We start from the raw sequence: 24,895 nt of genomic DNA, 5'->3' as shown, positions 1-24,895 counted from the left end.
GGAGGTCATATCTATGAAACCAGTAGTTAGAGAGCATATCCAACAATTAGACGTATCACTCGGCGGAGGGATCGTAAGCGATAAGATCAGAGTAGATACCATTGATAATCCTATTTTAATTATCGGACTTGGGGGAACGGGGATTGACGCCCTTCTCCGCTTGAAATATCAAATAAACCGCAGATTCAAGCTGCCTGCAGACCCGATTTCCAAGAAAAAGAGCGAGAAGCCGGATAATGTGGAATTTCTCGCTTTTGAAACGAATGAACAAGACCGTAACAAAAAATACAAAGGGATTGGCTTGGATCCCATCAATGAGTTTGTACTGCTATCCAATGCAGAAATCGGCGGATTGCTGCAAAACCGCAGTATTTTGGAGCCGTACATCACTGACTGGCTGTCTCCTGAACTGAGCATTACCGATGGTATGAACGGGGCGGCAGGGGTACGTCAGGCTGGGCGATTACTATTGTTCACCAAAATCAATCAGGTCGTACAAAGTATTGACAAAAAAATTAAAACCCTGTCTGAAGGCACTAACAAGAAGCTTATGGTGTTTTTGCTGTCTGGATTGTCCGGCGGTACAGGGAGTGGTACTTTCCTCGATATCTCATATATCGTCCGAGGCATCATTGAGCGCGATTATGGTTCCGCTGGTGTAGACCGTGTTAACACACTGGGTTATCTGTTCACGCCGGATATTAATCTGGCGAATAAAAGCCTGAGCGAGCATACGCGTGAATATATTAAAAAGAACGGCTATGCTGCATTGAAAGAACTGGACTACTGGATGAATGTGGATAGTCGTGGCGAACGCTTTAAGCAACAGTACGGTAACATTTTGACTGTAAACTCGCCGCTGCCGCCATTTAATCTGTGTCACCTTATTTCGGCTACGAATACGGAAGGCAAGCTGCTGGAAAATGCTTATGATTACTGCATGAATGTCACCGCTGAGAACATCACCAACTTTATGGCGAGTGAGGAAAAACAGTCGGGCGAAGAATTCGCCATTCATGACTATATCAGCAACATTCGTACCAACATCGCGCAAATGAATAAGGCGTATCCAGCAAACTACGATTACAATATTATCGGAGCTTCTTCGGCAGTGCTGCCCATGGAGGAAATGACGACATATCTGGCTTACCGGATGTTTGGTAAAATGTCCAAAATGTTTGAGCAAGCGCCGAATCAGGAGGATGTAGAGAAGTTTGCCCGCAAGTTGGGTGTCGATCTGGATAGCATGATCAAAAACTTTGAATCTCGTGTACCTGAGCCGCTTCCGGGTTTTGAGAACAGTGAACGGTTTAGTTATAACAATGTTGTTAAAATGCAAGTAGTCAATATGGACACTGAGCTGGAGCAAACGTTCCTGACGCGTGCCCGCGAAGAGTATATCAAAGCGAAGAAACAACTTCCCGGTGAAATTACAGGACAGTTTACAGACCAAATCCGCCGAATGTTCCTGCATCCCGAGCAAGGACCGTTTTATGTATCTCGCATGATTTATACTGAAAAAGGATTTAGCTTGCTGAAAATGCTGCTTTCCTATGTAGAAACGCTGCGTGAATCGCTGCACCGTATTCCAACGGACATTGAATGGGCGCGTGAGCAAGCGAATGAGAAGCTGGGTGATGCCAAGAGTGCGTTTGTATCCAAGGATAAGAAGAAAAATGCATATATTGAAGCAAAAATTAATGAATATTGGCTGCGGGCTGATGTGGAACGTACAGAGCAGCTCATTGAATTTTATGAAGATCTGTATGACCTACTAAATAAAGAAAATAATCGCATTTATAATGTATTTACTGAAATTTTGAATGCACTGAGTGCCATTTTCGAGAAGAATGGCGATCTGCTGATTAACGGCGAGGAACAATCCGATCACAAAGGAAACAAAACGTACTATTGGAATTTGGTAAGTGTACCGGATATCTCGGAAGTTGTGACCAAGCTGCTGGATAATCGCAATGGTGACGATTTGATCCGTGATTTTGCCCAAGAATTGCTGGAAAATTCAGATCAATGGGTGAAAGATCAGGATATGGATATCATCAGCTCGATTTCTAATTTCTTGACTGACAAATTCGGTGATCTCATTACCCGTTCCATGGAAGATTTCCTGGTTATGAAATACGGACAGGACGAAGCAATTGAAAAATTTGTGGAGCGTTACATTGCAAGCAAGCTGGATGAGGAGGCTGTACCTGTCTTCCATTTGAGCAATAGTTCTGGCAATTTGTACTTCCCGTCATGGGGATTCGTTTCGGTACCTGTACAGTCGCCTAATATCCTGAAGGGCGTTCGCAATTATCAAAATAATGCAATTGGCAAATCGCACTTTACTATTAAAGAAAGTGAAGTCCGTAACCGGATTTTCTGGCTCAATACGCGTAATGGTGTTCCTCTGTTTGTATATACGCCGCTCAAAGTGTATGAAGAGAGCTATGAGAAAACCATTCTTGACCGCGAAGGTATTGGCCGACATCTGGTGCAGACAGGTCAGAACAACTGGACGAATTTGCCGTCGCCGATTCCTGAAAAGTCATGGGGAGAAACTTACGTCAACTCCCGTGTGCAAGCCCACAACGCCCGCATTCGCAATGACTTCGACCGTGCCAAGTCACTCGGCGTAATTCGGGAGAAGGATGTTGATCAAAATACAAGCAGCCGCTTTACTGTAATTCGCTCAAAAGCGCTAGATCTGAATGCACTACTGGCAGCCTACGATATGCGATTGCAGGAATCCAAGCCGAATTTGGGTGAGGTGAAAAGAGCATGGTCCGAGCTAAAACGTCTACTGGCTGAAGGGCTCGAACAGGCCGGAAGCAAGGACATCTTTGGCAGCATCAATGAAGAGATGGCGAAGGAAAACCTGATCCGTTCACCAGAGTTAACGCAGGTGGTTCGTGATGAGCTGGCGAAATATATACAAATCGAAGCAAAAGCCGCCGAACTGGAAGCTTTGCTGGGCAAATATCAGGATGAAGAAAAATGGCTGGATCAGTTCATTCAGGCACTCTATACGGACACGATTACGAAAAAAGGCGCTTTGTACGTCTATGATCGTGATGAAGAGGAAGAGGCGTGGGAGCCGTTTGCCAACGTCATGAAAAGCCGCAATTATGTGGAGTTTGAAATCTTCACAAACTTCCGTGGTTTGGAAGAGAAGAAATTTGCAGCTCTAATGCGCAAGGCGGATCGCCGTGATGCTGTATTGACTTCATCTGAGGATATTACACCACTGCTGGCGAAGTTGGATGAATTGGCTGCAACTTACACAGAGGCTCGCAATCAATTGGAATATGAAAAGGTAGAGCTGGCTAATGGAGCGGAACTTTATGCATTCTATGCTCAAATGGCTGGAAAATTAAACGACATCCGCAGAAAGTTGAAGTAAGTATGAGAGAGCAGCTGTTACGTTATGCGGCTGACTATGCAGCCGCAGAGGACCAATTAATCGGAAGCGGGGATGGACGCAGCAGCATCCATTTCCCGTCCGTGTTTCTTTTTATCGGCGATCGCATGAGCCCGGTGATGAACACAATTGCAGATATCAACCGGACCAAGTGGGATAACAGCACAGGGGTAACCTATATTCAGATTCGCTCACAGGATGAGCATGCGGCTGTAGACCGCTCGGTGGATGCCATCGTTCATACGATAGCAGTACCGGAAGAAAGTAGCCACCAAACGCTACGCCGTGACTTGCACCAGGCTTTTTATACCCATGAATCGAAGTTAATTGAACTTAACACCGCGTTGCGCCGTGCTAGTGGACATCTGGCCGATTACGGACGGTTGTATTCCTCGTTCGAGCGTGTACATTTGTCGATCTTGACAACAGCGGATGATCCCATGAACGTATTAATTCCTGAAATTACGCTGTTGGCAGAGTATATTTTTGCGCAATCTTTTAAATCAGTACAAATGGATCTGTATGTGTTGGTGAGCGAAAGCGATCAGACTGCCCAATTCAGCTACAGGAGTGCAACGTCCGTTGCTTTTATGCGGGAGTTGGATTATATCCAGAGCCCAGCATATACGTTTACCGCACCGCTGCATATGACCGAGGACAAATTGACCATCCCGGTATCCCATGCTCCATCTCCGTTGTTTGATCTTGTCTATGTGCTGTCAGACAAGAATGAGCGCGGCGTAACGGTACCGAATAGTCTGCGCGAGAGCTGTGATATTATTTGTCACATTCAGCTTCTAAAAAACCGTTATCAGGCAGGAGATTCCTATCGGTCACAGGATGGGGGCTACAATAATACATCGTTTAAGAACAACATCATGACGGAATCCGGGCGGCAGGGTTATGTGTCGGCTGGATTTTCCCGAGTTAACCGCCCTAATCAATCGATTGCCCTTACGGTGTTGTATCACTTTTATGTGAAGTTGTTAGAGCGTATGAGAACCGAGCAAGAGTGGGACATACGTGATAAGCTAAATTATTTTGGTTTAGATGCTGCCGAGCGTGGCCGCACGCGAAATGATCTAGTTCCTGACAATGAGGCGATCATGGACATGAGCGCACTAATGACCAGCGGAGCCAGTTACGGCTCGTTGAAACGAATGACATTACGTGAAGCAGAGGAAGCCTTGTTTGGTCAGGGCTGTGAAGCCTTTTTCCGTGACAACTGCGAACGGATCGTACATAAACGCTTGGGAGATTTTCAGGCGGATTTGCGTTTGCAGATGGCTGTGAATACAGCTGCTAAAGAACATCCTCATATCGGCTTTTTCGAGCTGACAGATTGGACAGATGAAAATCAAACAGGAAATGTGCTTACGGCTATTCGGGGACTGATTCGTGATACGTCCAATGATTTGCAGATTAGTGCAGCCGAACTGGATGCGCTGTATAGCGGACGAGTGGAGGATCAGCCCTTTCAACGACTGCCACTTATGGATAAACATAATGTGCGCAGCTTGATCCGTTATCTGACTGAGACAGTCTACGGACATAAATTGCACATGCTGCGGATTCAAGTGGATTTGGAGCTACTTCGCCGCTATGAACTGGCATTGGAAAAATGGCATGCACAGGCCAAGCATATTACAGTACAGCTTGCCAACCTGGAGCGTGAATTACATCAAACTGCAACGGACAGTATTCGACAGGCTGACAGTTACACAGGCCAAAACCTGTTCGAGTACTATGAGCGTGTGACGGAGGATGTCATGCGTGAGCTAGAAAGCAAGCGGGGAAAATCTATATTCTTTGACACCCGGCATATGGGACCTGTATCTGGGTTGCTGGATGGAGGTTTATCCGCGCTGGTGGATAGACTTACACAGACCTGCCGTACCTTGATTCTCAGCTCACAGCCATTTAATCAGACATTCGAAGAAGAATTATTACGTCGTGCCAATGTAGCTGCTGCATATGAAAATCGGCTGGTCGTTCCAAAGGATGAACTGTTTAAAAAACTGTATCAAACGTTAGAAGAGCATGGCGGAATTAATGTACGTTTGCTCGACTACACCCATGAGCATCGGTATGAAGAAAAGTACTTCTTTGGTGATTACGAAGGCGAGTTTCTTCCTTATGCGATGGATGTGGACATTACTTCGCGAATTTACAAGCTGGGTTTTGTACATGAGCGTCGCAGCAGCGGGGTGGAAAAGCTGCATTTGATGGGCGGCTTCCATCTGGAGGATCTGATGGTTTACCGCAACGGCAAAACGTATTATGAGACATATACTGCGAATGGTTTCGTGTTTCATGGAATCGACGTGGACCGGTTGCCGGAATTGCGGTAGCCATAATTATCCTACTTTAATGATGGAAGGAAGCAACGAATCTTATGAAGCAACGTAAATTTAACGTTCTCCTATTGGTGTTTGGCTTGCTGGGCGCTGTAGTAGGCTTCATCTTGGGAGAGCTTATTCTTCACAAATTAATAGGCCACTGGCCGCATATCATTGTGATCGGGCTATATTTTGGCATCATGGCGCTGTGCATTGGTCTAGGCTGCCTTATCGGCGAACTGATTTCGCCACAGTTAAATGGACATTCATGGCGACAACGATACTCCGGATTGTCCTGGAAATTACTAGTACCTGCTACACTCGTCATGTTGTTCGTGGCAGGTCTGCTATTAGAACTGGGGTATCAGGTTAACCCTGAAGGGCGCAAGAGTGTACAGGACCTCGTGCTTGTGATTGATAATTCCGGGAGTATGCAGCAAACAGATCCCGATAATGAGCGCCTAACGGCTGCCAAGAGTCTAATTGGGCAAATGGATGGTGATAAGCGCGTAGCCATTGTTTCATTTGAATCCACTGCGCAGTTGGTGCAGCCATTTACTCCCGTTGGCACAGACGCAGAGAAGCAAGCGGTTTATTCCAAAATCGATAGTATGCAGACTATAATGTCAGCCGGTACAGACATTGGGCTTGCTTTGGACGAGACGATCAAGGAGATTGAAACCCAAGGCAATGCGGAAAAAGGTTCACTCGTTATTATGCTCTCTGATGGCTTTAGCGAACTGGATACTCAGACCGCATTGGCTCCTTACATTGCCCGCCAGATTCCGATTAATACGGTCGGCCTGAAACTGGCAGAATCGGAAGGTATAGCTTTGTTGCAAAATATTGCCAGCTTAACGGGCGGAACTTATTCTAATGTAGCTAATGCCCAAGGACTTACTCAGGCGTTCGGTAAAATATATAACAAAATTGGTGATCGCACGCTGGTAACGGAGCGGACAGGTGAGTATGCCCACAGTCTGTATTTTGCCATTTATCGCGTAACGGCTCTGGTTATTATTGGGGTTCTATTAGGGTTGGCTCTTGGATTGATGTTTGATAACCGTTTTCTCGCGCGGAATTTCGCAATTGGTGGAGTTCCAGCCGGCTTGCTCGCTGGCTTGATTTTGGAAAGAGGGTTATCTGGCTCGCCTATAGGTGACTTGATGATTCGTTTGCTGGCAGCGCTCGTACTGGCGGCCCTTATTGCTGTCTTTTCGCTCGTTCTGCCGATTGCGGAAAATACTCGCCGATCTTCTGGTGGTGGGAGCCAGGGGGGACCGTCAGGCCACCGGAGAGGGACACCAGAAGGCCCGACGCGCAATCGACGTAACAGTGGGTTTTAGAACGGGAGGCGGGAACTTATGCAGTATAGGGATGCACAGCCCGATGATCCTGTGATTTCGGAGCTGAGCCACAAAATTGACGACAACCGGGTTGTGTTACGCTGGCAGTGGCCTGAAGGCGCAGCCGTGGTCTATATTGCCAAACAATCAGCTGATACAGGTGCGAATGGACAGAATGAAGCACCGACTTCTGAACTGAAGCTTTTTACACGCGAGGAATATAAGGCCGCTGGCAGCTATCGTGACCGAATTGAAGGCATTGGACGTGTGCGGTATACCGTGTATCCAGCTGTTCGGGAGGCTGGTGAAACCTTTGTAATCCGCCAGCAAGACGGAGCCAACCAACTGGAGTTGAGCACAGGCAGGGCTAAAATCAAATATGCGGTTCACCATAAAAAAAGCTGGTTTCGCAGCCGCAAAACAGTCCAGATTCAGGTGACAGCCGAAGTTCCTGTTCCGCAGGAGGCGCTTTGCTACGTGAAGAAGCGCGGTGGCTATCCGGCAGACCGGGACGATGGAACCTTGTATGCGTTCACGGCACCCTTTGCCGCAGGACGGAATGTTTTACCCGCTATTGAAGTGGGGGGAGATGAGTATGTGCGGCTGTTTTTTACGGACGGTCAGAAGTATGGCACGATATATGAATTAGTCCCTGAATGAAAGGAGGCCACAACCGATGAGTTTTCTTAGCAATTTATTCAGAAGAAAGCCACAGGCCGAGCCACGGCCGTTATTCTATGATATTGTGTGCCCTTATTGCTTTAGTAAATTTTCACCAGAGGAAGTGGTATTCCGTGCTTCTCATCACCGCGAAGATGATGAGGATTACGCTTTGGGTGAAGATGAGCTGTTGAACAAATATCGGGAGCGTTTTGGCTTGGATAGTGTGCATGATATGGAGGCAATTCTTCATCCCTATGATGTACCTGAGGAGCATCGCTTGTATTCAGATCATGTGCTGACAGGTCTGACGGACCGTTACGGTGAGCTGACGCGTCACCGACTGTGCCCACACTGCCATAACGAACTGCCTGTAACCGCAGGCAAGGTGCCGAGTAATATCATTTCGATTATTGGAGCTTCACAGGCGGGGAAATCTGTATATATGACCTCCCTGATTCACACGCTGCAGCATGTGACGGCCGACCATTTTGACGCGGCTTGCATGCCGCTCAATGCAGAGATCAGCCGCAAGTTCCGCACGATGTATGAGGAACCACTGTTTGAACGTGGCGATCTGCTTACATCGACGCAAAAAGAAAAGATGCAGGAGCCTTTTATTTTCCAGTTTGTATTTAAGGATGAGGAAAAGCCACCACTGACTTTGGTATTTTTTGATGTAGCTGGTGAGGGGATGGTCGATCAGGACTATCTGGGACTGCATGGACAGCATATAAAAAATTCTGCGGGTATTCTTTTTATGGTCGATCCACTACAAATCCGTTCTATCCGGGAACGTATTAAGATTAATCTTGGCGATAAGCCTGGTGAATGGGTCTCGCAATATGATGAGCCGCGTGATGTCGTACTTACGATGTTCGGTGACTTTATCGCATACCAGGAAAAAGGCAAGACGGACATTCCAACCGCTGTGGTCCTGACCAAAAGCGACATGCTTACTGCGCTGGCAGATGAAGAAGGCACGTATATCAAGACGAACAGCAATATTTTTAATCCAATGGAACATCGCAAATACATGGATTTGGATGAGTTCTCGAACATTGATGGCGAAGTTCGGCGCTTTATCGAGAAGGTGGATAAGCCGTTCAAGGGCACAATGGATGTATATTTTACAGATACAGCCTATTTCGCGGTTTCTGCTCTAGGTAGCAATCCGGTGGAGCAAAAGCTGCAAGGGTTGGTTAGTCCGATCCGTGTAGATGAGCCATTCATTTGGCTGCTATACAAGTTGAAGTACATCGAGGGGAGAGAATCACAGTGAGTTATCCTACCTCTCGTATGATACAGCAGCAGATGTACACACGGGAACGGCGTGGTATTTTCCGTTCTACCGAAGGCTTTGATACCGTGGCTAATTCCAAAGGACTGGATACTTCATTTATTAAAAAGGTGTTGCATCCTTTATGTGTGTATGATGCGCCTGCGGCATTGACAGCGCGTGGTGAGAAGCAGGAGAGTGTCTATCCGGAAGCTTTACATCTGGTACGGACAGAGTCCGGGGATGTAGTGCTTGGACGCAGTATTTATAAAGCAGCGGATTTCACTGGGCTGCGGAGCGCTTTTTTTACGCATAACTATGTGATTCCGGCCGGACATGGTGAGTCTCCATCTGATTATAAGCAGTGGCTGAACACTTCGTTTGTCGATACCTATGATATTGAGCAGGGAACGGAATTACCGGAATTAGAGCGTCTACCAGGTGGAAGTGTATTTCCCGCTGTTGACCCGTCTGCAGTACTGGCTCAATTGCAGCTGAGCGAAGAAGTGTTCAAGCAGCTCTTGTACGCAGTCATGATGTCAGCCGCGGGTCGCAAAAAGGTATATGTAGCGCTGAATGTGCCAGCAGAAGTGGTAGCATCCTCAGCCAAGCAGCTGCTGGGTGTGTTGTACGCGGCACTGCCTTATGCATTTCGCAACAGACTCGGATTTCTTACATATGCGCAGGAACCGAACAGCAGAAAAGGCATTCACTTAATGTTCGTTGAGCCTTTCAGCTTGCGTCCCGGTGATCGGAATGTAGAAAAGGACTTTGTATTTGACCTCTCTAACAATAGTCGAATACTGAATGTGGATGCAGAGCAGGTGAAACAGCCTTATATTGACTGGATTGTCCGTACGCTACTGAATGGCGGGGCTGCGGACGATTTTCTCAAATTTGCCGAGCAAATGCTGACAGGCATGGAGGCAGGACGTGAACTAATGCCTTCCAGCTATCATGAGCTCATTACGCTGTACAGAATTGAACAGGGAGAGCGGTCATTATACAACGAGCAGCGAATCACTGTGTTACGAAGCTTAACTGATTATTTATCGCCATCTGATGCGCTACCACGTAAAATGCGGCTGAATGATCTGTTTCTTTCATTTTTTGATCATGAGTTTGATCGGGTGAAGGATGGACATATTCCGGATGTAGGGCTGGTCGATTGCTTCAAGGACTATTATAAAGTTCATGCACGTAGCAGCGAAAATCGGCTGGTGGAATATTTAATCCGTTCGCTAAACAATGCTTATACTGCTAGGAATACGGAAGCAGTCACATATATTTATCATACGATTGAAGAGAATCCGTCATTAGGCAAGGCCTATTTTACGAAAGTACTGGGTAATCCGGCACTCACCAAAATGCTGTTCATTCCCTACATGGACAGTCAGATGAAAAGAACGCCTGATGTAAAGGGCCTGTTGGCCGTGGTGCATGAATGGGGCAGTCGGTATATCGAAGTGTCGGCGAATGCCGACTTTCAGCTTTTGGCCGAATCTGCATTGATGGGCAAGCTACGTGCTGAGAGAAAGCCGGTAGAGGCTGTGGCTGCCATTCACGAACGCTTGCGTCAATGGGACAGTAGTTCTGCCGTGGGCACACTGTCCCCGCTGGAGCAATCTGGATTGACAGAGCGCTTACGGGAAGCAGCGGATCGGTATTTGCTCACTGAAGTAGAGCTTAAAGAAATTTCACCTGATCAGGTCGTACAGATTCCGTTTTTCACACGGCCCGATTTGGTACAGTGGGTTGGAAAGTTGCCTGCTCCTCTCAAGGGACAAGCCGTGCGATTGATTGCGGCTTATGATTGGTTTAACACGGAGGACCCGGAACCATCGGTGCTAGACGGTCTGGAGCCAAGCGAAGTAGAAAAGGTGCAAGATTGGGCTTATGGTTGGCTGCCCCAGCAGCTTGCAGAAGGCCATTTTGCCCGTCTGTTGCCAGCTTTCTATCGTTCTGATGGTACTGGCGAGGGAATACTGGATTTTGCTCGCCTGGTCAGTTCGATCCGCAAATGGGCGAAGGATAACGATACGATGTACCGCTTTATCCGCTGGTCGGAGGAACACGCTGAGTTTGCTACTCCACGTGGTGGTTTTGAGCCAGCCTATCGGCGTGCGTTGCTTTTATTCTTCCAAAAGGAAGGACGAGAGGGACTGCATAAAAAGACGCTTTGGCGTCAATATTTTGAATCTGCTAAGCCTGTGTTTAAAAATTTCTATTTGGCAGCAAAGCGTGAGACAGATACGCCTTTGGTCAAAACGCTTCGTCGTTTCCGCAAAGGCGGGGTGATTTCCGGGATCGTATTAATCATTATTGCAGGTACATTAGGCGGCCTGAAAGCAACCGGGGTAATCGGATCTGTTGACACACCAACGCCTGCCGCTGCTCCAAAGCCTGTACAACAGCCAGTAGAGCCTATAGTGCCGGTAAAAGAGGAGCCTACTGCAATAGTGACACATGTACCTAATACCAAGTCCACTACGAAAATGGTCAAGCTATTGTTTGCGTTTCAAACATCGGCAGAGCAGGCAGAATTTAAGCCTAAAAAACTCGTCATTGTCGGCTCGGATCAACAGGAGCACTCATACGAAAATTTTACGCTTGCTGAACAGAATGATAAGGAAGCAGCCAGTAAAGCTAACAATGGTTCGTCCGGTGACGTTAACACTGAGGGAGCTACCACCAAAAGCAAGACAGCAGACAGAGAATCCACAGGTGGTGGTTCTACAGATTTGAACGATACATCCAGCGGAAAAAGCACTGATCAGACTGGAGCAGTGACAGACAACACAGATGGAGGCGCGACTTCAGAGATATCAACTGAGGGTAGCGGTATAGCAACTGATAAAACCACGACCAGCACGTCCGATAATGATACAGGAATAACGGAATATGACCTCGACAAGTATCCTTATCGTACGTTGTTGACCATTTGGCAACGGCTAGAGCTAAATCATGCTAGCACGGTTACCGTTGATGGGAAAGATTATCCGCTAGTTCAAGTGAAAACTGCGGACTAAGCAACTATAGACAGTAAAAAGACGGGTTCCTTTCAGGGCCTGTTTTTTTGCTATGTATAAGTTTATATATATAGAATGTATTCGTTATTTTGAAACTGATTGTATTTAGTAGACGATCATTTTACGAAGGTATTGACACCAAATAGGCGGCTGATTAAAATTAGTTGGAATTCAAACTATTAAAATTCGATAGATATGGAGGTTAGCAGTGAAATGGGAAGTGAGGTGTACCCCGTTTGTCTTCCATGGGAGGAGGAGAGCACGATGTATTTAATTAAATGGATTTTCACCACTGTCCGGCGTGAGATTGAAACAGCACTGCGCCCTTTGGGGCTTACCTCCCCACAATCGCAGACGCTCTATATACTGGCGATGTCGCCTGGAGTCACCAATACGGATTTGGAAAAGCTATTGCTTATTGATAAATCAAGTGTTACCAGCCTGGTTAACGGGATCGTTAAGAAAAACTGGGCAGTACGCCAAAGTCATCCGGAAGATGCGCGAATGAAGCAAATCTATTTGACCGAGGAAGGCTTGGAGATTCACAAGGTAGCCGAACATACCATTGAGCAAATTAAAAGCTCCGTAGGCAAAACGTTATCTGTCGGAGAGTCAGAGGCGCTGCGCGGTTTGCTCAAAAAAATTCTTCACGATTACCGTCCTGCGAATACCTGCGTTTGAACGGATAAATAGAAAAATGTGCCCGGATGGGGAATCCATAAGCTATAAAAAATCACCTAGATAAGGTGTTAACAGGAGAGGGAGAAACCAAATGATAAAAGAACAAACTTATCCCAATGCGGATAAGCTTATGCGTGTTTTGGCCTTCACACTTGTTTTTTCAGTAATGAACGCTTTTATGTTTAATGTAGTAATGCCTGTGATCCGGGAGGAATTTCATATTAGTGCCTCCGATGTAAGCTGGCTGCTGACGGGTTATATGATCGTGTATGCGGTTGGCTCGGTGACCTACGGTAAGCTGGCAGATAAGTATCGTCTCAAGGATTTGCTGACATTTGGGATTATCTTTTTTGCACTAGGCTCGCTTATTGGGCTGTTGGCCAATCAATTTTGGATGTTAATTGTAGCTCGTTTGCTTCAGGCCACAGGGGCTGCTGTTATTCCGGCAACTGCTATGATTGTTCCTGTTCGTTATTTCTCGGCTGAAAAAAGAGGGCGAGCTTTGGGCGTCACAGCAATCGGCTTAGCATTAGGCACTGCACTGGCTCCTATTATTTCTGGTTTGATTACAGGCTTTGCGAGCTGGCGTTTTCTGTTCGTCATTTCCATGCTGCCACTGATCGCTTTGCCGTTCTTTCGCAAATACTTGGACGATCAGCGAGGAGAGGATCAGAAGTTTGATTTTCTGGGTGGATTATTGCTGGGTGGAACAGTGGCCTTCTTGTTGCTTTCCATTTCACAAGCCAATATGTTATTTTTTCTGATCGGCGTGGTTTTATTTGGACTGTTTATATGGCGCATTAATACTGCCCACGATCCGTTCATCCAGCCGAAGCTGTTCCGTAACAAGCAATATTCATATGGGCTTCTTATCGCTTTTTTAGGGACGGGGATTAGCTTTGGATTGCCTTACTTGGCACCACAGTTTCTGAATAGTCTCAACCAGCTTACACCAGCAACGATTGGACTGATTATGTTTCCCGCTGCTATTGCGTCAGCTCTATTAGGAAAAAAAGGGGGGCGCTTGGCCGATAGCAAAGGGAATTCAGTTCTGGTGTATACAGCCGTATCGCTATTATTTATCTGCTTTATCAGCTTGTCCACGTTTGTAGGTGCGTCTCCGTATCTGATTTTGTTTTTGCTTATTTTCGGGAATGTAGGTCAGACCTTTATGCAGATTGCCATGTCCAACACAATTTCTCGTACTTTGTCGAAAGATCAGATTGGTGTTGGAATGGGGCTGTTATCTCTGTTGAATTTCATTGCCGGGGCGATCACAACAAGTATTTTGGGCAAAACGTTAGATAGTTCCTCGTCCTTTCATTTGAATCCTGTTGTATCTAATGTCCAGGTGTTCAATTTTAGCAATATATTTACGGTGCTTGCGCTGATTGCACTTGTGACGATGGGGCTTTATGCGTTGCAGTTCCGGCGAGGGGCACGTGGCAATAGGCCTGCTGTCGAATAAGGATAAACATTTTATGTAAGCTCATGCCATAACAAGGGTATAATATAGAAGGAGAAATTTTCTATGGAAGGACGGAGTGCCCAGCATGACAAGAAACCTTCAATATGTACCCTATGGTTATGAACCACCAATCGAAACGCACAAAGGGACTATGGTCTACTATGATACGTTTGAGCAGACTACAGCCAGTGAGCTGGAGCTTTTTGCCGAAACGGGGGCTGCACTATCTTTTACAAAGTTGGTGCTGTATCCACTACATGAAGAAACCGTCAGAAGAATGTGTAAGCAGCCAGTACGCTCGTATTATAAGCGGGTCGACGAGCTGGGAGAGTGGCAGCGAGAGCAGGCTTTGAGTGCTGTTGTGATTGAGAACTGGGAAGGTAAGCGAAAAAAGTATACGCCGATTGAAGCAGCCATTCGTTTTTTGGCGGAAAAGTATGCAACTCCGCTTTTTTTGTATATGAGTCCTGAAACTGCTAATTTGTGCGCTTCCTATGTATCCTTTGGAGAATGGATTAGAAACGTCAGGTTGGTGCTTTCGAGTGAACCCTTGGAACTTCATCCTAAGCTAGTACAGTACCGTAATCGCTGGAACACGGTAAAAGAAGCAACAAACCGCGACTCCAAGGTTGACAAAGAGGAGCATGAATTATAGAATAGAACTAATCGTAAAAATTACTATTGTAATTGTATACCATGTATTCCAATTGAGGAGGAAGAACAAATGCGCGTTATTGTTACCTTGGCATGCACCGAATCCGGTGATCGCAACTATACAACAACCAAGAACAAAAGAAATCATCCGGAGCGTATTGAAATGAGAAAATACTCTCCGCGTTTGAAAAAGTACACGATTCATCGTGAAACTAGATAATTTGTGGTTTGCTGCATAGCAACCTGAATGATTCTGCTTCGTGAGCGGAGCCTGTTAAGTTTGCATAAAGCCTATGTTATGGAACCGGCGAAAACTTGAATTAGTCCAGTGGACAGAGTGTCCAAAGTTAAAGCTAGCACCTAAGAGGACGGCTTCTTTTCATAGTTGTTTGATAGATGCTAAGCTACATGGCACGCTTTGCCTTTTGAATCGAAAGCACGTGGCCACCGAGTTCTCCTATGCTGATGTCAGCATGCAGGACGAGCCGGAGAACCATTCACAATATGCTTATATAACGATGGAGGCTAACGAAAGATACGGAGCGTTCGTGTAATGGGCGATGCGATATATACGGCATCGTTCGCTTGTCGTTTACGACCTTGAGCGCAACTGTTACGATCTGTCGTCTTTTTTTCTGAGACATAACTGCTCTTTTTGCTAACTGATGGAGCATTGCTGCAGTACGTTTGAGTTTGAAACTAAAACTACATGAAAGATTAGGTGAAACAAATGAAAAAAGATATTCATCCAACATTGAATAAAGTTATCTTTTTAGACCCTAGCTGTGGATTCTCTTTCCTGAGTGCTTCCACTAAGTATTCGCAAGAAACGATGGAATGGGAAGATGGCAACACATACCCAGTTATCCGTGTAGATACTAGCTCCGCTTCCCACCCGTTCTTCACTGGTAAACAAAGAAACGTGGATATCGGTGGACGTGTGGATCGCTTTAACAAAAAATACAACCTTAAGTAAGACTCTTCGAAAGCTAGGTTTACGGATTATGTTGATAATTCGTAAACCTAGCTTTTTTGTTATCTACGGACTAGTTACGTCCGAAAACAATGCGAATAACAAATGTATTTTGCGCCTCAAATGTAACACTCTTTTACTAGCTTTAAGTAAGCTTAATCAAGTAACCCGATTTGTCATTGCCATGTGGATCACTTCTCCTCTGGAAAAAGCCGTAGATCGCATCACGCACGTTTTGCTCAAACTGCACGTTGTTCCAATCCCAACACTGTTAATCGGTACCGCTTATCCTGATTGTTTGATAACATGCTCATTTTGCAAGTGCCAAAGTGTAATAAGAACATGAAAGCAGCAGTTTCCCCGGAACGGTACGAGAAGTTGCTGCTTTCCAATGTAAAATGAACGCGCACAATTGTCGACAATGCTAATCTTGGCAAACTAATCATTTTATAATGTAATTCTATACTTCGAATAAGATTGTCTTACTTAAAAATAATCGCAGGTATCTAGCCTGCGATTATTTTTTTATAGAACATGAGTCGCGATTAATGGAGGATTCTGATAAATCACTCGCGGAAATGAGTTCTTTGAAGAATAGAGTTGGGCACTTGCTGTAACTAGCACCATTATAATAACTTTTGTTCAGAATTGGTTCAGTGGTTCCGTGTATATTAATTCGAAACGACATAAATCACTTATTTTCGATAAATATATGAACAAAAAATTAATATAAACGTGTTTTTTTTGTTGAGAAATATAGTGGATCGGACTTATTACCCGACTTTTCGAAGATCGAATGGGTCGTTTTACTCAAAAGTAATTAGGAGGTACAACCATTGAAGGTTTATTCACTTAAGTGGGCAGCCGCTCTTGTTGCTCTTCAGGCGACGTTTGGTACTTCTGCTTACGCTGCAACGCCTGCCGATAATTTGTTTTCAGATACATCCTATGTGACGAGTGATAAAATGGCAGCCATCCAAGAAGCTGTACGCCAGGGGCTTTTATCGGGAGATCCTCAAGGAACCTTTCGCCCTGCAGCAACATTAACTCGTCAGGAACTGGCAGTATTATTGGTCAGAGCTTTAAAATTGGACCCTGTTTCGAGTTCTTCTACTTTTAAAGATGTGCAAAGTAAACAATTTGCTGCGCCATATATAGAGGCTGCACAAAAAGCTGGATTTCTATCCGGGGATGGATTAGGGAATTTCCGTCCGAACGATCCTGTTACACGTGAAGAGCTGGCAGCCGTGTTTGTTCGTGCAGTTGGAGGGGTTAATGCAGAGGGCGGATCAAGCATTTTGCCCAAAGATCAGTCCTTGGTAAGCCAATGGGCGGCTGGATCGGTAGATACGGCACTTCGTCTGGGCTTAATTGACATTCATGACAGCAAGCTCAATCCCACAGGTGAAGTAAAAAGGGAGGATATTGCTCCTTTTCTCTTGGATATTTTCAAAACTCAAGAGCAAACAGCTACGATCAATAGCATTGATGGAGACATTGTAACGATCGATAATGTTCCTTATTTAATAGAAGGAAAGTTGAAAGAGTTGATCGGAAACTCCAATAAAGATGCGTTAAAAGGAGCTATATTAAAGTTTAATTCGCGCAATCGTAATGTGGACGGGCTGCAACAATTGGAGATCGTACAAAAAGATGTTGTGCTAAACACTGATGGTCTGCCGGAGAGCAGCCTGCTTCGAATTTCAGGTGATGGTGTTCAGATTAAAGGAGAGATAAAAGGAGTAATCGAGCTTAACGACGGTGTCTCTAATATCCAACTGAATGGAAATGCAAACCATCTTATTGTGAATTCCAGCAATGGTATTTCTATTAAAGGAACAGGGACAATTGGGGAGCTTAAAGTTGCCAACGCAAATGCTAAAGTGATATTGAACCCGAATTTTAAAGTTGAAATGATTCAGCTGCCTAAAGATGTATCTGTTTCACAAGTTATCCAAAATTACAACGAAGTACAAAAACAGATTGGAAAAATTCAGTCGGCTGACGGGACGGTTCATGAAGCGACTACAGCTACGTCGAGCAGCGTGACATTTTCCTCTGGAGGTGGAAGTTCAACAAAATCAGTGACTAACCATGCGCCAGGCGTTACTACTGGGTTTACTGACACTACGTTAAGTACAGCAGATGAGCCTAAAAAGGTTAATCTGGCAAATAGTTTTACTGATGCTGATGGAGACACTCTGACTTACACAGCAGAGTCTTCTGCCACGAACGTAGCGACGGTAGCAGTGAATGGAAGTCAGCTGACTCTCACACCGGTGAGCGCAGGAACAACCAAGGTCACGATTACGGCGAACGACGGCAAGGGCGGGACCATAAACAGCCAGTTCAACGTGACGATCACACCGGTGATCCCCGAAGCCGTGAGCCATGCCCCGACGGTGGAAACGTCGATCAACAATGTAACGACAGGAGCCGCAGACGGCATCAAGACGTTGAGCCTTGCAGATGTGTTCGCAGATGAAGACAGCGACGCGCTGACATTCACTGCAACTTCGACGAATGTGGGTGTGACTACAGTAGCGGTAAACGGAAGCGATCTGAAAATAACGCCAGTGAACGCGGGTACAGCCGCGATTACGGTAACGGCAGATGACGGAAACGGCGGCACAGTGGATACGCAGTTCAACGTGACGATCACACCGGTGATTCCGGAAGCTGTGAACCATGCGCCGACGGTGGAAGCTTCGATCAGCAATGTAACGACAGGAGCCGCAGACGGCATCAAGACCGTGAGCCTTGCAGGTGTGTTCGCAGATGAAGACAGCGATGCGCTGACATACACTGCAACTTCGACAGATACAGGCGTGGCGACAGTAGCGGTAAACGGAAGCGATCTGAAAATAACGCCAGTGAACGCGGGTACAGCCACGATTACGGTAACGGCAAATGACGGAAACGGCGGCACAGTGGATACGCAGTTCAACGTGACGATCACACCGGTGATTCCCGAAGCTGTGAACCATGCGCCGACGGTGGAAACGTCGATCAGCAATGTAACGACAGGAGTCGCAGACGGCATCAAAACGGTGAGCCTTGCAGGTGTGTTCGCAGATGAAGACAGTGACGTACTGACATACACCGCAACTACAACAGATACGGGCGTAGTGACGGTAGCGGTAAACGGAGGCGATCTGAAAATAACGCCAGTGAACGCGGGTACAGCCACGATTACGGTAACGGCAAATGACGGAAACGGTGGCACGGTGGATACGAATTTCACTCTAACGGTGACTCCTCCACCCGCTGTTAATCATGCTCCTGTTGTTCAAAGCGCGATTAATGATATTTCTACAGAAGCGGGTGCTATGGACACAACTATCGGACTTGCTTCAACTTTTGCAGATGAAGATTTGGACTTGCTAACGTATTCTGCTGATTCATCGAACCCTGGCGTAGCAATGGTTTCCGTTACAGGCGATCAACTGATTATTACTCCGCTAGCAGTCGGGAGTGCTACAGTAACAGTCACCGCAGATGATGGAAAGGGGGGAACCGTTCAAACGATCTTCCAAGTCACTGTTGGAGAAAAGAAAGGACTTTTCTTCTCCGAGTTGGCATGGGGGGAGGGCGACCCTATGATGCAGATTATTGAGCTTTATAATGCGGGTTCAGAGAGATTGGATGCTTCAAAAATTAGAATTGAACGCAGTAACGGTGGAAATTCGATTGAGATAAGTCAAGACGCTGGTGCTTTTATTCCAGGTGGAGCTACTTTTGTGATAGGAGATACCATGTATTTTGGTGATGCACATGTAGATTACTTCACGGATATGGGATTTTATAACGATGATTCAGCACCTGTCACTCTATCGCTCTATTACGATAATCAGTTGATTGATACGGCGGTGTTTCAGCCTCATACCACTATAGCTAGACAATCCGGTGTTACCCATGGAAATGCAGGCCACTACGAGGAAAGTGAATGGATTGATGAAGGAATCGATTATACGGATAATATCGGTATCTTTAGCAGCGAGGCGCCATAATGAATAAAAAGAATAGAGGGAACATCATGAGTTCTAAACCTAATAAATGGCTGATTACATTAGCCTTAGCTGCACTTGTTGCTCCAACAGCCTTGCAGACGATTGCATCTGCTGCCAGTGATGCATCAAACGGAGCAGCTCTGGCCAGCCTGCCTTTTAAAGACATCAATAATGTTGCTTCTAAGCAAAAGACAAGCATCCTCCAAGCCATTGAAGCTGGGCTTCTGCGTGGAGACCCATCCGGATCTTATCGGCCAACGGATTTGTTGACTCGTCAAGAAATGGCGGTTCTATTAACTCAAGCTCTGCAACTCTCTATTTCTAAAGCAGCAACCAGCAGCTTTGCGGATGTAGACTCGAAAAGTTGGTCTAGTCCCTATATTGAGGCTGTACACCGTGCAGGACTCATGAATGGAGACGACGGTAACAAATTCAGACCCAAAGCGGTAGTGACCAGAGAGGAGGCGGCAGTACTGCTTATGCGGGCCGCCGGGCTTCCTATCACAGCTGACGCCACGGAGTCTGCTAAACTTACTGATTGGAATCGGGTTAGCCCGTGGGCACGGCCTTACGTAAATACGGCTTTACAGTCGGGTTCCATGGGGACGAATCAATCCGCTTTCAAACCTAAATCGTCTGTTCAACGTCAAGATATAGCCCAGTATATGATGTCTACCTTTTTCCCTAAGGACCATGTTGTCCAACTCCAAAAAGTGGAGGATGGAAAGGCTTGGATTAACGGGATTGAATATAAACTTTCGGATTCAGTTAAAGGAATCTTGCAAACCTCTAACCAGGAGATTCTCAAAGGAGCAGATATTCAATTTGTAGCATCACAGCGGACCATTGAATCGATCACCAAACTAGTCATCCATGCGAGCGGGCAAGCCCCGATAGGGCAAGCTTCCGAATTCAGTGGTAATCTTGTATTAGACGGTCATAACTCTACGATTGACGGAGATTTAACTATTGACGGTGATTACATTTCAGTTATGAATTTGAATGTCAAAAATAGCTTTACAGTTACGTCAAGCCTTGGACATGATTTCTATGCCTCTAAATTTACGGTACAAGGAAAAACATATATTCAGGGTGGTGACCAGAACACCGTATTATTTGATGCATCTGAGCTGAAGGATGTCGAGGTTTCCAAACAGGATGTCCACGTTGTCATTCAAGGAAATTCGACGGTGGATCAAATGACGTTGACTTCCAATGCAACAATTGAAAATGATTCATCCTCAACGATACTGCAGTTGAATGTTCTTGCCGGTGCACAGCAGGTAGAGCTACAGGGGACTATTCAGCAATTGTCGGTCAACAGCGATCGGTCCGTAGCTCTGACAGGCCAAGCCTCTATTAATACAGTGACTGTGAACAGTTCCTCTCCAGTCAGTCTGGAGGTAGCTGGAACCATTTCAAATTTACAAGTAAATAACTCTGCAGCAAATATTAGTGTAACCTCCTCCAGCCAAGTCACGAATACTTCATTTGCAGCAGGTGTGTCCTCTTCGACGGTATCAGGAGTCACTACAACTTCTTCTGGCAGCTCGCGTTCTACGGTTGTGACCAATACAGCGCCGAAGTTAGTGACCAAATATGACGATCAGGCCGTAACGGTGGGCGATTCTGAACTTCAAATTGACTTGCTTGGTCATTTTACGGACGAGGAGCAGTCCGAGCTCAAATATACGGCAGTGTCGTCTAGTACAAAAATCAGTACAGTTCGAGTAGAGGGAACAAATCTATTTATTAAGGCTGTTGGCAAAGGGACTGCAACTATTACGATTGCCGCCGATGACCAGGCCGGGAAAAAAGCGGGAACGAATTTCAAAGTTCGTGTCAATGAATCTCCAGTTTCATCGGGTATCCCTGATCAAAGCAAGCAGTTGGGGAGCGGCGACGTAAACTTATCTTTGGGATCGTTTTTTACGGATTCTGAAAATGATCCCATGACCTATGAGGTTGCGATCGATGATTCTTCCATTGCCACCTTTACCCTGACTGGTGATCAATTGGTATTAACTCCGGCAACTGTAGGACATGCCCAAGTTACCGTCAAGGCATCCGATGGTCGTGGAGGCAGCGCAAGCCAGTCGTTTCAATTGGCGGTAACTGCAGTACCTAATCAAAATCCGGTTGTAAATCAGAAGCCAGGCAACCAAACGCTTACTGTTGGCGATGCGGACTACATCCTGGATTTATCCCCGGTATTCCTTGATCCGGATAGCAATCCACTAACCATATCGGCAGAATCCTCGGATCCATCCATTGCGACGGTCTCTGTTAACGGAAACCAGGCTACGGTTCATGCGGTTTCCTCAGGAACAGCAAACATCCAGCTAAAAGCGGCAAATGGCCTTGGAGGCAAGGTTAAGACCAATTTTGATATTACCGTTAATGAACCTCCGGCATCCTTGGGAATTCCGGATCAAACGAAACAAATCAATTCAGGCGACATTCAATTATCTTTAAACAACTTCTTTACCGACCATGAGCAGGATACGTTATCATACAGCATTGATATTTCCGATTCTTCGGTTGCGACTGCAGTGTTGAATGGGGACACGCTTACCATTACACCATTAAAGATTGGCAGCACAGCAGTATCCGTTAAAGCATCTGATGTCCATGGAGGCAGCACAAGCCAGTCATTCCAAATGGAAGTAACCGCTGTTCCTAACCAAAAACCGGTTATAGATCAGAAGCCTGATAATCAGACACTGATTTTAGGCAATGCAGATTATATCCTGGATTTATCTTCTGTATTTCACGATCCCGATGGCGATCCTGTGGATGTTTCGGTAGAATCGTCGAATTCATCAGTTGCTGCTGTATCCGTTAACGGAAACCAAGTCACCGTCCATGCAATTTCTTCAGGAACAGCAACGATTCAGCTTAAAGCAGAAGATGGTCGCGGGGGCGAGGTCACTACTGATTTTGATGTTACTGTCAATGAATCCCCAGTTTCGTCAGGGATTCCGGACCAGATAAAAGAAATAAATACAGGCGATATTCAATTGTCCTTAAACGATTTCTTCTCCAGTCCTGATAGCGATATTTTAACTTACGATGTTAGTGTTTCTGACTCGACTGTTGTGACGGCTGACGTTTATGGGGATATGCTCACTCTTACACCGTTAACGATCGGTAGCACATTAGTATCGATCAAAGCAACAGATGACCGGGGAGGGCAAGTGATCGAAACTTTTAAAACCACCGTCACAGCTGGAACTCCGGAGAATCAGAATCCAGTAGAAACTAAACCTGCCGACCAGTCGCTTACTATAGGTGGTGAGGTTTACTCACTCGATTTAGGTTCCGTTTTTACTGATCCTGATGGGGATACGTTGACCTTTAAGGCAACCTCTTCCGATCCGTCCGTTGCTTCGGCGGAAATCGCTGGAGCTCAATTGAAAATTCAGGCACTAAGTGCAGGAACGACGAGCATAGAAATCACAGCTATGGATGGTCGTGGAGGGGAAACCTCAACCAGCTTCCAGGTCAGCGTCCAATCATCCGGCTTGCCTAACCCGTCTTCTAATCAGCCGCCTCAAGTAGATGCGGTCATTTATGAACAAGTGTTGACTGCAGGAGTTACGAATGCAAGAAGCTACGACTTATCTCAATTGTTCAGTGATGCTGACGGGGATGCCTTGACGTTTACTTCTACTGTTGAATCAAGCGGTATGGTAAATGCAGAGGTTAACGGATCAACGCTGACTCTTACTCCAGGTAATCAGGCAGGAAGTACCAAGGTAACGATTACTGCGGATGATGGGCATGGCGGAAAAGCCACCTATAATTTTCAGGTAACGAATGCCCCTCTTGCAACGAATGGAATTATTCAAATCCGGACTAAGCAAGGGGTCAAAGATCCGATTACTTATGACATGTCAACAGTGTTCCCAGGTGAAACTTCATTTAAAGTCTATTCGGGTACGGCAGATTCTACCTTTACTGGACCAACCCCTCTTAATGGGACGGTTTGGACGTGGAACGGGGGTGTTTTTCAATACTTCTGGGTAATCGGAGCAAACGGATCTGCTACTGTATTTCAAGTGATCTCAAATCCTCAAGGACCGGAGGAACTGTATTTTTCTCAGTATCTATCCTTGGATAAAACCCGTACTGCCATTGAGCTGTTTTACAATCCGGTAGGAGATACTTCTAAGCCTATAGAAAATGCAGGATACTCACTTGAGATTCATCAATACAATTTAGCTACAAATACTCCTAAAGTGTGGAGCCAGCCTATTAATTCGTTTTACAAAGGCATGCCTTATATATATATCGATTCCATCTTTTACGACTTTTTCGATATTATTCCTGCGACATACTATAATGATGAGATAATGTTATTAGAGACAGATAAAAACGTAACGACAGGCTATGTTCTGAAAAAGAACGGCGTAACGATCGACGTCTTAGGTGATCCTGACGGCAAAACGCAATTTATGCCGAATAACGGGACTATTATCCGAAAATCGGGGATTAAGTCCGGTTCCTCCTCTTATAACCTTCCGGGAGAGTGGAACTCTTATCCAAGTGGAACGCTCCAATATTTTAGTCATCATACTCCATAACATTTTGTGGAATTAACGGGAAGCCGGCGATTTTTTCGTCGGCTTTTTTCTTATATTTTTTCAGATTTTAATCCTCTTAATTTGTGCTTCCTTAAAAGGCAGTAGAAGTGCATAACGATTATCGGTTTTGGAGTTTGTTTTTGATTTTAAATTAAACTTAAATTTTTTTTGATAAAACACTTGCTAAATGATTTCATTATGTGATATATTCTTGTTCCGGCCAATTAAACAAGATGTTTTGCCGGGTAGCTAATAAGCAGAATGGATTTGAAGGAAGAAGTACTTCTCGAAAAAAAAGTTATTGCAAAATTAGTTCGAATGTGATAATATATAAAAGTTGCTGTTGAGATTGATTTGACATCAAGAGAAAGTGTTTGATCTTTGAAAACTGAACAACGAGTGAGTACGGATTTTATTTATAAAATCCAATGCTGAAATTTTGGTACATG

The 24,895-nt window shown here is 45.5% G+C and carries 13 protein-coding genes; all 13 read left to right on the top strand.

The window, feature by feature from the left end:
- The first annotated feature begins 13 nt into the window (after positions 1–13).
- Positions 14–3,403 carry a tubulin-like doman-containing protein gene (locus HFD99_RS22265; RefSeq protein WP_123797139.1) on the top strand — a complete coding sequence of 1,130 codons (3,390 nt, stop codon included), beginning with the start codon at positions 14–16 and terminating at the stop codon, positions 3,401–3,403.
- A gap of 2 nt (positions 3,404–3,405) precedes the next feature.
- A complete protein-coding gene (locus tag HFD99_RS22260; RefSeq protein WP_123797140.1) occupies positions 3,406–5,772 on the top strand; it encodes a transcription initiation factor TFIID in 2,367 nt (788 codons plus the stop codon).
- 44 nt (positions 5,773–5,816) lie between these two features.
- Positions 5,817–7,106 carry a vWA domain-containing protein gene (locus tag HFD99_RS22255; protein ID WP_123797141.1) on the top strand — a complete coding sequence of 430 codons (1,290 nt, stop codon included), beginning with the start codon at positions 5,817–5,819 and terminating at the stop codon, positions 7,104–7,106.
- A gap of 18 nt (positions 7,107–7,124) precedes the next feature.
- Positions 7,125–7,766: a hypothetical protein gene (locus HFD99_RS22250; protein WP_017428406.1), complete on the top strand. Its 642-nt coding sequence runs from the start codon at positions 7,125–7,127 to the stop codon at positions 7,764–7,766.
- A gap of 16 nt (positions 7,767–7,782) precedes the next feature.
- On the top strand, positions 7,783–9,048 hold the full coding sequence (locus tag HFD99_RS22245; protein ID WP_017428407.1) for a TRAFAC clade GTPase domain-containing protein: 1,266 nt from the start codon (positions 7,783–7,785) through the stop codon (positions 9,046–9,048).
- The gene (locus HFD99_RS22240) at positions 9,045–12,074 is read left to right on the top strand and encodes a GAP1-N2 domain-containing protein (RefSeq protein WP_123797142.1); all 3,030 of its coding nucleotides are present in this window, start codon (positions 9,045–9,047) and stop codon (positions 12,072–12,074) included. The genes HFD99_RS22245 and HFD99_RS22240 overlap by 4 nt, the downstream gene beginning before the upstream one ends.
- 213 nt (positions 12,075–12,287) lie before the next feature.
- Positions 12,288–12,755, top strand: a complete 468-nt coding sequence (locus HFD99_RS22235) for a MarR family winged helix-turn-helix transcriptional regulator (RefSeq protein WP_123797143.1) — start codon at positions 12,288–12,290, stop codon at positions 12,753–12,755.
- 91 nt (positions 12,756–12,846) lie between these two features.
- Positions 12,847–14,223 (top strand): MFS transporter, encoded by a 1,377-nt coding sequence (locus HFD99_RS22230; protein ID WP_017428409.1) that lies wholly within the window; start codon positions 12,847–12,849, stop codon positions 14,221–14,223.
- 85 nt (positions 14,224–14,308) lie between these two features.
- Entirely contained in the window at positions 14,309–14,878 is a 570-nt protein-coding gene (locus HFD99_RS22225) for a hypothetical protein (RefSeq protein ID WP_123797144.1), read from the top strand.
- Between the two features lie 69 nt (positions 14,879–14,947).
- Positions 14,948–15,097, top strand: coding sequence for a 50S ribosomal protein L33 (gene rpmG, locus HFD99_RS22220; protein ID WP_013370941.1), 150 nt, complete (start codon positions 14,948–14,950; stop codon positions 15,095–15,097).
- Between the two features lie 510 nt (positions 15,098–15,607).
- Complete coding sequence (locus HFD99_RS22215; RefSeq protein ID WP_016821159.1) at positions 15,608–15,853, top strand: type B 50S ribosomal protein L31; 246 nt, start codon at positions 15,608–15,610, stop codon at positions 15,851–15,853.
- Between the two features lie 833 nt (positions 15,854–16,686).
- Positions 16,687–19,860, top strand: a complete 3,174-nt coding sequence (locus HFD99_RS22210) for an S-layer homology domain-containing protein (protein WP_123797145.1) — start codon at positions 16,687–16,689, stop codon at positions 19,858–19,860.
- 26 nt (positions 19,861–19,886) lie between these two features.
- Positions 19,887–24,446: an S-layer homology domain-containing protein gene (locus tag HFD99_RS22205; RefSeq protein ID WP_123797146.1), complete on the top strand. Its 4,560-nt coding sequence runs from the start codon at positions 19,887–19,889 to the stop codon at positions 24,444–24,446.
- The last annotated feature ends 449 nt before the right edge of the window (positions 24,447–24,895 follow it).

This window comes from Paenibacillus sp. EKM301P (assembly GCF_011800295.1).
Taxonomy (GTDB): Bacteria; Bacillota; Bacilli; order Paenibacillales; family Paenibacillaceae; genus Paenibacillus; species Paenibacillus polymyxa.
Note: the sequence above shows the minus strand (reverse complement) of the source record. Positions and strands in the feature narration are given on the sequence as shown.